General features: G+C 71.5%; 8 protein-coding genes and 1 pseudogene. 7 read left to right on the forward strand and 2 right to left on the reverse strand.

Annotated elements, in window-relative coordinates; all coding sequences use genetic code 11:
* Positions 1 to 19: 19 nt before the first annotated feature.
* Positions 20 to 736, forward strand: a complete 717-nt coding sequence (locus ACIRS4_RS00405; RefSeq protein WP_404187794.1) for a DUF2993 domain-containing protein — start codon at positions 20 to 22, stop codon at positions 734 to 736.
* 48 nt (positions 737 to 784) lie between these two features.
* Here ACIRS4_RS00405 and ACIRS4_RS00410 read toward each other — a convergent pair.
* A pseudogene (locus tag ACIRS4_RS00410) lies at positions 785 to 1410 on the reverse strand (FG-GAP repeat domain-containing protein); the annotation flags it as partial.
* A 640-nt stretch (positions 1411 to 2050) separates the two neighbouring features.
* Between ACIRS4_RS00410 and ACIRS4_RS00415 the strand changes: the two are divergent.
* The 5 genes from ACIRS4_RS00415 (at position 2051) to ACIRS4_RS00435 (ending at position 10050) form a co-directional block, all read left to right on the forward strand.
* A complete protein-coding gene (locus tag ACIRS4_RS00415; RefSeq protein WP_404187797.1) occupies positions 2051 to 3019 on the forward strand; it encodes a cyclase family protein in 969 nt (322 codons plus the stop codon).
* A 155-nt stretch (positions 3020 to 3174) separates the two neighbouring features.
* Positions 3175 to 6018 carry a SpoIIE family protein phosphatase gene (locus ACIRS4_RS00420; protein WP_404187800.1) on the forward strand — a complete coding sequence of 948 codons (2844 nt, stop codon included), beginning with the start codon at positions 3175 to 3177 and terminating at the stop codon, positions 6016 to 6018.
* Between the two features lie 104 nt (positions 6019 to 6122).
* Complete coding sequence (locus tag ACIRS4_RS00425) at positions 6123 to 7670, forward strand: sugar ABC transporter ATP-binding protein (protein ID WP_404187803.1); 1548 nt, start codon at positions 6123 to 6125, stop codon at positions 7668 to 7670.
* Complete coding sequence (locus ACIRS4_RS00430) at positions 7667 to 8812, forward strand: ABC transporter permease (protein ID WP_404187806.1); 1146 nt, start codon at positions 7667 to 7669, stop codon at positions 8810 to 8812. Before ACIRS4_RS00425 ends, ACIRS4_RS00430 begins: the two co-directional genes overlap by 4 nt.
* 98 nt (positions 8813 to 8910) lie before the next feature.
* The gene (locus ACIRS4_RS00435) at positions 8911 to 10050 is read left to right on the forward strand and encodes a substrate-binding domain-containing protein (protein WP_404189711.1); all 1140 of its coding nucleotides are present in this window, start codon (positions 8911 to 8913) and stop codon (positions 10048 to 10050) included.
* Positions 10051 to 10152: 102 nt separating this feature from the next.
* Here ACIRS4_RS00435 and ACIRS4_RS00440 read toward each other — a convergent pair whose 3' ends face one another.
* Entirely contained in the window at positions 10153 to 10893 is a 741-nt protein-coding gene (locus tag ACIRS4_RS00440) for a GNAT family N-acetyltransferase (protein ID WP_404187809.1), read from the reverse strand.
* 140 nt (positions 10894 to 11033) lie between these two features.
* Between ACIRS4_RS00440 and ACIRS4_RS00445 the strand changes: the two genes are divergently transcribed.
* Positions 11034 to 12572 carry a PLP-dependent aminotransferase family protein gene (locus ACIRS4_RS00445; protein WP_404187811.1) on the forward strand — a complete coding sequence of 513 codons (1539 nt, stop codon included), beginning with the start codon at positions 11034 to 11036 and terminating at the stop codon, positions 12570 to 12572.
* The last annotated feature ends 221 nt before the right edge of the window (positions 12573 to 12793 follow it).

The raw sequence follows: 12793 nt of genomic DNA on the forward strand, positions 1-12793 counted from the left end.
TCGGAAGCCAGTGAGCCGAGTGACATCTGACCGCCGCAAGACGATGCGCCTTCTCGTCGCGACGGGCGTGGCCCTGACCACCCTCGTCTTCGCGACCGACCTCCTGGTCGAACACCGGGCCGAGGACCGGATCGCCGCCCAGGCGTCGCGCAGGCTGAAGCCGGAGGGGCCGGTGCAGGCCCGTCTCACCACCCCGCTCGCGGGGCTGCGCACTCTCGGGGGAGAGGTCGGGGACGTACAGGTGAGCGCCCACGGCGTGCACCGTCAGCACGCAGTGATGGACGTGAGCATCCACTTGAAGGACGTCACGACGGACGGTGTCAGCGCGGGCGGCACGGGGACCGCCACCGTCGGCTACGACCAGGTCACCCGGCGACTGGGCGCACTCGGTGACGGGCTGACAGCCGGCGGCCAGGACGGTGACCTGATTCTCTACGGCAGCGTCGGCCGTCTGGGACTGCCGGTGAGTGTGCGGGCCGAGCTGTCCACGACACCGGACGCCTTCACCCTCACGCCCAGGACGGTGAACGTCCTCGGCCGCGGTGTGACGGTCGACGACCTCGCCGCTCTGCCGGCCGCCACCGGACTGCGGGACGAGCTCGAACCTCGCACCGTGCCCCTCACCGGGCTGCCCCACGGGGTGGCGCTCACTTCCGCGTACGCCGCGAGCGACGGTCTCGTGCTCGCCTTCTCGATAGCCGCGGGCCCGACACCGGGGGGCCGGGAGGCGACCTGACGCCGAGCACAGGAGGCGGGCGCCCCTCGGTGCCGCGCCTCAAGGGGGTCATCGCGTGCGGAAGCGGCGGTGGAGGTTGCGCGCGACGTACACGCCGGGGCCGCCGAAGCCGACGATGTCGACGCGCCCGTCACCGGTGACGTCGGCCAGGAAGCGGGGGTGACGGTCGACCCGCCAGGCGCCGGCGTCGTCGTCGTGGCCGAACCCGCGGCACACCAGCTGGGCGTGGCCGAAGCGTCCGCCACCCCGGTTGTGTGAGACCCACACGCCCTCGTCGCCGAAGCCGACGATGTCGGGGTTGCCGTCGCCGGTGACGTCCGCGAGGAAGCGCAGGTGCCGTGAGCCCGTCCACCCCTGTGCGTGTCCGAAGTCGTTCAGGACGAGCTGGGAGGGTTCGAACGTGCCGTCGCCGCGTCCGCGTGCGACGACCACGCCCTGCGGGCCGAAGCCGACGATGTCCGCAGCTCCGCCGCCGGTGGTCGCGAGCAGGAAACGGGGGTGCTCCTCGACCGTTGTCCACCCTGGTCGACGCCGAAGTCGTCGAGGACGTACAGAGGCTCGGCGAACGTGCCGTCCTCGTCCTGGAGCGAGATCCAGACGCCGTCGTCGTGGCAGCCGACGATGTCGACGCGCCCGTCACCGGTGGTGTCGACGAGGAACCGGGCATGCTTGCCGGCGGACCGCGTGTGGCTGCCGCGCTGGCAGTGCTCATCGTCATCCCTTCACCGTTCGCTGACCGCCACCGCAGGCGAGGTGTCGTAGGTCTGCCAGGAGTGGCCAGGTGCCGTACTGCCTGCATGGGCGATGGCCGGCATGGTCCTCGTGGCCGGGCAGGAGACATCTCCGGCGCGCACACGAGAAACGACCAGGCCGCTGCTCCCATGCTGGAGGTGAGCTGCCGCCCGCCCGGCCCCTCGGCAAGCAAACCCATCCATCAAGTGATCCGGCAGCACTGCCCGCCGCACGGGTACGCAACGGCGTCGGCGCGCCCCGGCACACGACAGGCGGCCAGACTGCGCCCGCACCCCGGCGCGCGCACCTGAGCGCGGCGGGCAGAGCGGCTCGGCAGCACTCCCCCACCCGTGGCTGCCCCGGCGCGAGACGGCGCTCCTCCGCCGTCCTCTGTCGTCGTCCCGACAGGGTCGGAGTTCGCGAGGAACTGCGCGTTCGCCGACAATCGGTAGTCAGGCGAGGATGCGCGCGCCCGGCTGTTAGCGGTGGCCGACGCGGTGACCGCATGGATGCTCGGGCAGGGCGCTCTCGAAGGACTCCGCCGCGTCGAGCGGCCGGCCCCGGAGGGATCGGTGAGGACAGATGAGCTCGGCTTTCGCCCAGGTCCCGGACCCCGAGCCCGCCCCCTCCGGCAATGGTCCCGCCGTGTCCCGGGAGCAGTTCGACGCACTCTTCGAAGCGGTTCGCACCTGGGGGCGGTGGGTCCCGGCCGACCGTGGCGCATGGAACCGGGTGACCTCGGAGCATGTGCGGCGGGCCACGGCCTTGGTGCGGTCCGGGACCGTCGTCCCGATGGCGCTGCCCTGGAACACCCGGCCCGGCCCCGACAACCGCAGACCGGCCCTGCACCACATGACCGATCTGGGCGAGGTGGAAGCCCCCGAACCCTCCACCCACAAGGACTTCATCGCTGCCGACTACCACGGCAAGGGTGTCACCCATCTCGACGCACTGAGCCACATCGCCTATCAGGGGCGGCTCTACGACGGCCGGACGGCGAGCGAGGTCGTCGACGCCGCCGGCGCCCGCTTCGGAGCGGTGTCGATGCTCGGCCCCCTCGTCACGAAGGGGGTGCTCCTCGACCTCCCGGCCGTCCAGCAGGTCCGTTGGCTGGAGCCGGGACTGGCTGTCCACGCGAAGGACATCATCGCGGCGGAGCAGGCGCTCGATGTGACGATCGGCGAGGGCGACGCGTTGCTGCTGCGATCCGGACAGGTCCGCCGGCGTAGGGAACTCGGCGCCTGGGACCCCGACACGGCGAGCGCGGGCCTCCACGTGGACGCCGTACCGCTGCTGGCCGAACGCGGTGTCGCGATGCTGGGAGGAGACGGCGACAGCGATGTGCGGCCCTCACCGGTGGACGGCGTTCACTCCCCGGTTCACGCCCTGGCCGTGGCCGCGATGGGGGTGCCGCTGCTGGACAACCTCGACCTGGAGGCGCTCTCCGCCGCGACCGCCGAGGCGGGGCGGCATGAATTCATGCTCGTCGTGGCGCCGTTGAACGTCCCGGGCGGGACCGGCTCACCCGTCACCCCGGTCGCGGTCCTGTGACGACGCCGCCGTCCGGTTACTCTGTGTGAGGGGCATCGGGAATCGTACCCCTCTCCCCTGATGTCCCGTATTCTCGTCAATGCCAGATATTTCCGCAGATCAGGTTATTGAAGGCGGGAGTGAGGCGCAGCGTGGTTCTGCCCGGCGGGGAGTCGATGCCTACGGGGCCTGCGATGGACGGCGCAGGGCTCGCTCGTTCTCGTGAGCGGTTCCTGCAGGGAGAGCCGGTCGAGTCGGACGTGCGAGCGTCGATCTTGAACTCATGGCAGCGCTGCGGCTCCCTGGGGCTCTCGCCGGACCAGGACGACCTTCCGTACCGGGATGATCTCGATCCGGACGGGCCGATCGTGCGCGCGGCCGTGCCCGTGCTCGACCGGCTGCAGTATCGGTTCTCCGGCAGGCCGATGAACATTTCCGTCGCCGACGCGAGCGGGACGGTCCTCCTGCGCCGTTTCGGAGACGCGTCCCTGGCCGCAGCGCTCCCGGCGATTCAACGCGTTCCGGGATTCGTGTTCTCCGAGAGGGTCGCCGGCACCAACGGCATCGGTCTGGCCCTGGCGGAGCGTCGGCTCATCCGGGTCTACGGCGCCGAGCACTTCGCCGAGCGTTCCCAGGAGAGCGCCTGCCGCGCACTCCCCGTCCGGGACCTGCTCAGCGGCCGCATCGAGGGTGTCCTGTGCTTCGGTTACCCGCGCAGCGCCGAGGACCCGGCGCTGGCCACCGTGATACGCGAAGCGGCGGAGGCCATCGAGCGGCGGCTGCTCGGGCAGAGTTCCGCGCGGGGCCGCGCTCTCCTGCGGGCCTGCCTGGACGCCGGGGCCGCGAACGCGGCCGGTCTCCCCCACCGCGTCGGGGTGACGGAACTGGCCCTCGAACTGCACCCCCGGGACAGGTCCGTCCTCATGGGGAAGGCCACCGAGCTGATCTCCGGAGGGGATCCGGCCACCGTCGACGTGCATCTGTCCGACGGCCGGCGGGTCACGCTCGTGAGCCGTCAGGTGACGAGTGCCTCCGGAGTGGCGGGCATCGCCGTGGAGGCCCTCCTTCCCGACCGTGTCTCCGAAAGGTCCCGCGCCGCCCCCCATCAGGCCGGCGAGCCGCTGAGCCTGTCCGCCGGGCTTGCCGACGTCCCCGGCGTCGGGCTGTCCGGGGCGCTGCATGCTGCCCCGGTGCCCCGACACGGGTCCGTCGACGCGCCGTCCCGGCATCTGCGCGTGGTCGAATCCGGCCGGGGCGGCGCGGCCACCGACGCCGAGGAAGCGACGGACCCGCGCCCCGGCTCTGCGTACCCGGCGCGAGGGCTTGTGCTGGTGGGGGAGCCGGACGTGGGCAGGCACGCCCTGGCCGCGCGACGCCGCCTGGAGCTGCTCTCCGAGGTCAGCGCCCGCATAGGCACCACCTTGGACGTACGCCGCACCGCCGAGGAACTCGCCGAGACGGCGGTGCCGCGACTGGCCGACTTCGTCACCATCGACCTGCCCGAGGCCGTACTGCGCGGTGAGGAGTCCGCCGACGCGGGCACTGATCTGCGTCGCACAGTGGTCCACGGCGTTCGCGACGGTCTTCCCTTCAGGCCGGTCGGCAAGCGGGTCGAGTACGGCCCGACGACGCCCCACCTACGGTGTCTGACCGACGGACAGGCGGTGCTGGAACCGGACCTCAAGGCCGCCGCGGGCTGGCTCGCGCAGGACCCCGAGCTCACCGAGCAGTTGCTGAGCCACCTGCACTCCCTCATCGCGGTGCCCTTGGTCGCCCGAGGTGTCGTGCTGGGCATCGCCGGCTTCTATCGAGGGCGGGACACCGCGCCCTTCGGCGACGACGATCGCAGACTGGCCCAGGAACTGGCCGCCCGGGCCGCCCTGTCCATCGACAACGCCCGGCGCTACACACGCGAACGAACCATGGTCCTGGCCCTGCAGCGCAGTCTGCTCCCGCACGGTCTGCCGGATCAGGGCGCCGTCGATGTCGCGCACCGCTATCTGCCCGCCGAATCCGACGTCGGCGGAGACTGGTACGACGTGGTCCCCCTCTCGGGTACCCGTGTCGGCCTCTTCGTCGGGGACGTCGTCGGCCACGGCATGCTCTCCGCCGCCACCATGGGCCAACTGCGCACCGCCGCACGCAGCTTCGCCGAACTCGACTTCCCTCCGGAGGACGTCCTCACCCACCTCGACAACCTGGTGGGACGCCTGGACCGGGAGGACCCCGCCTCCGACGGAGGCGGCGTCATCGGCGCCACCTGCCTGTACGCGATCTACGATCCGACCTCGCAACAGTGCACCATGGCCCGCGCGGGCCACCCTCCGCCCGCGATGGTCCATCCCGACGGCACCGTGTTCTTCCCCGAACTGCCCCCCGGAGCTCCTCTCGGTCTCGGCGGCCTGCCCTTCGAGGCCGCCGAGTTCCACCTCCCCGGGGACAGCCGGCTCGTGCTCTACACGGACGGCCTCATAGAGGACCGGCAACGCGATGTGGACGTGGTCCTCGACCAGCTGCGGGGCGTCCTGGCCCACTCGGGGCGCACGCCCGAGGAGACCTGTCAAGCTGTCCTGGACACCGTCGCGCCCGCTCATCCCTGCGACGACATCGCCCTGCTCGTCGCCCGCACCCACGCCCTGGATCCCGACCGGATCGCCACCTGGGACCTGCCCGCCGACCCGGCCCTGGTCAGCGAAGTGCGCGCCGCCGCCGTCCGGCAGCTCGCCGACTGGGGGCTCGACGAGGCCGCGTTCGCCGCCGAACTCGTGATCAGTGAGCTGGTCACCAACGCCGTCCGTCATGGCGCCGGGCCCATCCGGGTACGGCTTCTCCACGACCGCACCCTGATCTGTGAGGTCTCCGACGCCAGCAACACCGCCCCGCACCTGCGTCGGGCGGCCGGCACCGACGAGGGAGGCCGTGGGCTGTTCCTCGTCGCGCAGCTGTCACGGAGCTGGGGTACGCGCTACCTCCCGCAGGGCAAGGTCATCTGGGCCGAGTGCGGGCTCGCCGGTGTTTGACGGCAATGCCTCCCATGCGGTGACCGAAATGTCATCATCTGATCTGTCGGTGCCTCTCATGAAAGTCGGGAAGAACGTGCCAGGCCGAGCCCGGGGAGATGTCCGTGTACGACGCTCCCGACACCTCTGACCCGTCGATTCCGCTCCCCGGAGCGGAACCTCTGGTCCGGATCCGCGGGCTCCGCAAGAGGTTCGGCGGGACCGTCGCGCTGGCCGGGGTCGACCTCGATGTCCACGCCGGCAGCGTCCTCGCCCTCCTGGGCCCCAACGGCGCCGGGAAGTCCACGCTCATCAAGGTGCTCTCCGGCGTCCACCGGGCCGACGAGGGGCAGATCACGGTGGACGGGCATCCACTGGGAAGTCATGGCGCATCGCGAAGCATGTCCTTCATCCACCAGGACCTCGGTCTCGTGGAGTGGATGTCGGTAGCCGAGAACATCGCCCTGTGCACCGGGTACGCGCGCCGCGCCGGACTGATCTCCTGGCGGCGGACCCGTGAGAACTGCACGGAGGCCCTGCGGATCGTCGCAGCGCATCTCGACCCCGACACACCGATCGCCCGCCTCTCCCCCACCGAACGCTCCCTGGTCGCCATCGCCCGGGCCCTCGCGTCGCGGGCGAGGCTCATCGTCCTCGACGAGCCGACCGCCCGCCTCCCGGCCGCGGACTGCACCCGGCTGTTCCGGGTTCTGCACGCCCTGCGCGACCGGGGGCACGCCATCCTCTACGTCAGCCATCGCCTGGACGAGGTGTACGAGGTGGCCGACGCCTTCGCGGTTCTGCGCGACGGACACCTCGTCGGGCACGGCCGGCTCGCCGACCGCAGCCGTGCCCGTCTGGTGCACGACATCGTCGGCGAGGAACCGGCGGAGCGCCGTCCCGTTCGCGTGATCGCCGACGGCCCCGCCGTCCTGACCCTTGAGGGCGTACGGACCGCGGGCGCGGGGCCGGTCAGTGCGGAACTCAAGGCCAGAGAGGTCCTGGGCCTGGTCGGCCTCTCGGGCGCCGGGCAGACGGACCTGGGGCGAGCCCTCGCCGGCGCCCGGCCCGTCCTCGACGGGACGGTGCTCCTCGGCGGCCGACCGTACCGCCCTCGTACGGTCGCCGACGCCGTGGCTCTGGGTGTCGGCCTGGTGCCCGGGGACCGACAGCGGGAGGGCTGTCTCGCCGGGCTGACCGTGCGGGAGAACCTCTTGGCCAATCCCCGTGCAGGCGGTCCGCCGGTACCGCGGTGGATGAGCCCCCCTCGCGAACGCGCCGAGGCCACCGCCCTCATGGAGCGGTTCACGGTCCAGCCCCAGGACTGCGAGGCCCCCATCGCCACCCTGTCCGGTGGCAACGAGCAGAAGGTGATGATCAGCCGATGGCTCCGGGCGAACCTGCGCCTGCTGATCCTCGAGGAACCCACGGCGAGCGTGGACGTGGGAGCAAAGGCCGCGGTCTACCGGTTGCTCGACGAGGCGCTGGCGGACGGCCTCGCGGTCCTGCTCATCTCCACCGACTTCGAGGAGGTCGCAGACGTGTGCGGGCGGGCTCTGGTCTTCGTCGGCGGACGCGTGGCGTCGGAGCTGAGCGGCCCGGACCTCACCGTCGCCGGACTCACCCGGTCGGCTTCGGCATTGCCGCACTCCGGAACCGCGACGAATCCATGACCCCCTCGCCGTCACCCTCCTCGCCCCGGCCCCGACGGCAGCGAGCGCGCGCGCTCAGCCGGCTCGGCCGGCCGGGCAGGCCGAGGCGGACGGGCCGAGGCGGACACCTCATCGGGGCCTACGGCCTGCTGGCCCTCACGGGCGTGCTCTTCCTGATCTTCTCCCTCACCCTGCCGCGTACGTTTCCCACGTCGGCCACCGTCGACTCGATCCTGTCCAACCAGTCGATCCCGGCCGTCCTCGCGCTCGCCGCGATGGTCCCCGTCGTGACCGGCGCGTTCGATCTCTCGATCGGCTACGGCCTGGGGCTCGCACACGTCATGGTGATGCAGCTCGTCGTCGACGTCGGGTGGCCCTGGCCGCTCGCCTGTCTCGCGGTGATCGTCGGAGGGGCGGCCGTCGGCGTCATCAACGGTGTCATCGTCGTGTTCGGCCGGATCGACTCCTTCATCGCCACCCTCGGAACCGGCAGCATGATGTACGCCGTGACGGGCTGGGTCACCGACGGCGGCCGGATCGTCCCCGGAGCGCAAGGCCTCCCCGCGGCGTTCACCGACATCTACGACTCCACGTTCCTGGGCCTGCCGCTCCCCGCCTTCTACGTGTTCACGCTCACGGTCGTCCTCTGGCTGGTGCTGGAACGGCTGCCGCTCGGCCGGTACCTGTACGTCATCGGGTCGAATCCGCGCGCCGCCGGCCTGATCGGCATCCCGACTCCGAGGTACACCGTCTACGCGTTCACCGCGTCGGGACTGATCGTCGGCTTCGCCGGGGTGCTGCTCGCGGCCCAGCAGCAGATCGGCAACCCCAGCGTCGGGCTCGACTACCTGCTGCCCGCCTTCGTCGGCGCGCTGCTCGGCGCCACCGCGATCAAGCCCGGCCGACCCAACGCCCTGGGCACCGTCGTCGCCGTCGCCGTCCTCGCCGTCGGCCTCACCGGCATCGGCCAGATGGGAGCCGACTTCTGGACGGTCCCACTGTTCCACGGCGCCACCCTGCTTCTCGCGGTCGGACTGGCCGGCTACTCCGCCCGCCGTCGACTGCGCACCGGCGCCGCGGCCCCCCGCGCCTCGCCCGCCGGACCGCCGGACCCGCCGTTCCCCCCGACGCAGGACGGTGGCCGTGAAGGAACCGCCACATGACCCACGCCACGGGCGCCGCCTCCGTGTCCGGTCACGTCCTCCCGCCCCTGACTCCGTGAGGAGCTCTCGTGCACCGCATCGGCAACCGCAAGGCCACCATCGCCGGCCACCGGGTACGGCTCGACGCCTGCGCCCTGCTGGCGGCGGCAGCCGTCCTCGCGGGCTGCGAACGCGGTTCGCAGAGCGGAACTGACGAGTCCACCGGGGGCCCGAGCGGCTGTCCCGCGGTCCTCGCCCGGGCTCAGGCCGCTGTGAGCAAGGCGGAGAAGAAAGATGTCTCCTGGAACGGGCCGACCACCGGCCCCGCCGCAGCGCCCGGCAAGACCATCGTCTATGTCGCCCAGACCATGACCAACCCCGGAGTCGCCGGCGCCGCGAACGGGGTACGGGAAGCGGCGCGGGTCATCGGCTGGAACGTCCGGGTGATCGACGGTGGGGGCACCCCGGCCGGCATCCAGGCGGCCATGAGCCAGGCCGTGGCGGTCAAGCCCTCCGGCATCGTCGTCGGCGGCTTCGACCCCGACTCGACCTCACAGCAGGTCTCCCGGGCCGACGCGGCGGGCATCCCGCTCGTCGGCTGGCACGCCGTGGCCGCTCCTGGTCCCAGCCGACGGCCCGAACTGTTCACCAACGTGACCACTCGGGTCGAGGACGTCGCCGGAATCAGCGCGCGGTGGATCATCGCGCACTCCGACGGTCGCGCCGGGGTCGTCGTCATCACCGACGCCTCCATCCCCTTCGCCAGGCACAAGTCGGACCTGATCAGAAAGGAGCTGGCGACCTGTTCGAGTGTGGAACTGCTGGCGTACGAGAACATCCCGATCCCGGACGCGAGCAGCCGCACCCCTCAGGTGATCGCCTCTCTCCTCTCCCGCTTCCAAAGCAGGTGGACCCACTCCGTCGCCATCAACGACCTGTACTTCGCCGACGCGGCCGCCGCGTTCCGCGCGGCCGGCGAGAAGGGCTCCGGTCCGCCGTTCAACATCGGCGCCGGCGACGGCGATCCCTCCGCCTTCCAGCGCATCGACGACAGGCTGTACCAGGCCGCCACCGTGCCCGAACCGCTGTCCCAGCAGGGCTGGCAGATCGTCGACGAGTTCAACCGCGCCTTCTCCGGCCGACCCGCCAGTGGCTACGTGGCCCCCGTCCACATCACCACGGCCGACAACAGCGACGGGGCCACGACGTGGGATCCAGTGGGTTACCGCGCGGCGTACCGGAAGATCTGGGGCAAGTGACGGCGTCGGTCGCGTTCCGCGGGAGCGGCTCGGGCCTTCCATCCACCGTGCCACCGCGCCGACCGCCTCACCGGCCGCGCGACGGCCCACGCACACCGAACCTCAGAGCGCCCGCTCCACCTCGGGGTTCGCATCGGCGGCGCGTACAGCGGACAGGGACTGCCGCTGCCGGCCGTCCGCATCGAAGTTGTCGGGCGAGAGCCACTCCCGGAGCGCCTTTCCGACCTGGGGCCACTCGGAGTCGATGACGGAGTGCCAGGCGGTGTCCCGGTTGCGTCCCTTGTACACCACGGCCTGGCGGAAGATCCCTTCGAAGGTGAAGCCGAGCCGCAGTGCCGCCTTGCGCGAGGGCGCGTTGAGGCTGTCGCACTTCCATTCGTAGCGCCGGTAGCCGAGTTCGTCGAAGACGTAGGACATCAGCAGGAACTGGGCCTCCGTCGAGATCGGGGTCTGCTTGAGCAGGGGCGAGAACGCCACGTTCCCCACCTCGACGACGCCGTCGGACGGGTCCTGGCGCATCAGGGAGAGGGTGCCCACCGCCTTGCCGGTTCCGAGGTCGACGACCGCGTAGTGCAGGGGGTCGTCCGTCTGCGTCATCGCCACCACGTGGCCGCGGTGGTCGTCCCGGTTGTCGAACGGACCGACCGTCATGTACGTCCAGTCCCTGCCGTCCGCCGCGTGGGCGTAGGCGGAGTACAGGTCGTCGGTGTGGCGGTTCGCGTCGAGAGGTTCCACCCGGCACAGGCGGCCGGTGAGGGTGACCCGGGCGGGTGCCGGACGCGCCGTCCAGTCGGGCAGCGGCCGGCCGATGGGCTGACCGTATTCGTTCAGACGTGCGGTCATTCTCTATCTCTCACTTCGTGTCGGTTGCTGCCAGGCTAGGCATTCGGTGGACCCCCGATAAGGTCCACAGGAGAGTCATTCCATAGGTCCACACCGCCCGGCCCCGGAAGGGCGGGCGGCGCACGAGGGGAGACGGGACAGTGCCGGCCGACAGCAGCGAGGGCCTGGGGCCGCAGCTCGACTTCCTCCAGCACGAGCCGCTCTCCAGGACGCGCGGCGGAGAATCCCTGCAGAAGCAGCTCCTGCACCGCATCCGCACCGCCGTCCTCGACGGCCGGCTGCCGGCGGGCAGCCGCCTGCCGGGCTCCCGCACCCTGGCCAGAGGGCTCGGGATCTCACGCAACACCGTGACGCTCGTCTACGACGTGCTGGGCGTCGAGGGCTACATCGAGCTCAGCAGGCAAGGGACGCGGGTCGCCGCGCTGACCCGGCCGGAGCCCGACGGCCGCGCCCACCGCTCCCCCGTCCCACCCGCGTTGTCGCAGCGCAGCGACCGGATCCCCAGGTCCCGCATGGGCGACGTCGACGCCCTCGCCTTCACGCCGGGGGTGCCCGCCCTCGCCCAGTTCCCGCTGGCCGCCTGGCGGCGTTCCCTCGACCGGACACTCCAGGAGAGCGGAACGGGCCTGCTGGGCTACGGCCCGCCCCAGGGGGAACCGGCGCTGAGAACAGCCGTCCTGCGCCACCTCGCGCTGGCCCGCGGCGTGCGCTGCGTCCCGGAGCAGGTCGTCATCACCGAGGGAGCGCAGGAGGCGCTCTCGCTGTGCGTCCGGCTGGTCACCGACCCGGGAGACACCGCCTGGGTCGAGGACCCCGGCTACCGTGGCGCGCAGACCGCCCTGGTCGGCGGCGACCTGGACGTCGTCCCGCTGCCGGTCGACGCGGAGGGCCTGCGGATCTCCGCAACCGACTGGAGGGACCGCCCACCCCGCCTCGTCTACACCACCCCGGCGCACCAGTACCCGACGGGTTCGGTCCTCACCGCGTCCAGACGCCTCGATCTGATCGAGAACTGCCGCGACCTCGGCGCCTGGATCATCGAGGACGACTACGACAGCGAATTCCGCCACAGCGGAGAACCCCTGGCCTGCATGCAGGGCCTGACGCCGAACGCACCCGTCTTCTACGTGGGGACCTTCAGCAAGACGCTGTTCCCCTCCCTGCGCCTGGGATTCCTCGTGCTGCCCGAGGCGCTGGTCGACCGGGCGGCACCGGTGGTGGACGAGATGCTGCGAGGCGGGCACCGCTGCGAGCAACTGGCCCTGGCGCACTTCATGGAGAGCGGCCAGTACAGCAGGCACCTCGCACGGATGCGCCGTCTGTACCGCAGCCGTCGGGACGCGCTCAGGGCGGCGCTGGCCGAACACCTGGACGTGCCGCACACCGTGACCGGCGGCGACAGCGGCATGCACCTGACCCTCCGCTTGCCGGCGGACTTCCCGGATCAGCCGGTGGCCCGGGCGGCCCGGCGGCACCGGATGGCCCCCCGGCCCCTGTCCCGGAGCTCGCTGCTTCCGCACTCCGGCCACAACGGGCTCATCCTGGGATACGGCAACACCCCCGTGTCGTCGTTCGTACCCGGCGTGCGACAACTCGCGCAGCTGATCAGGCAGTCAGGCTCCGACGGGCTTGGCCGGACCTTGGCGCCCAGCAGCTCTTCAGCATCTCACCAACCCTGATCTACTTGCCAGTTGGTGCCCCGCGTTCAGCGCGGACCGCATCGCCGGCACGCGCGGCCACAACTCCCCCTACTGCGACTCGAAGTCGCGCAATCTCAAGGAGGACACTCCGGTGGCCCTCCGGGTCTGCCTGGTGAAGGGCGCCGAGAAGAAGTGCACGCTGCCGAAGTACGGCAGCGCCTGATCCAGGGCTCGCCGGCGCACGATCAAGGGGCCGGCAC

Origin of the sequence: Streptomyces sp. NPDC101166, from assembly GCF_044768125.1 — a bacterium.
GTDB lineage: Bacteria > Actinomycetota > Actinomycetes > Streptomycetales > Streptomycetaceae > Streptomyces.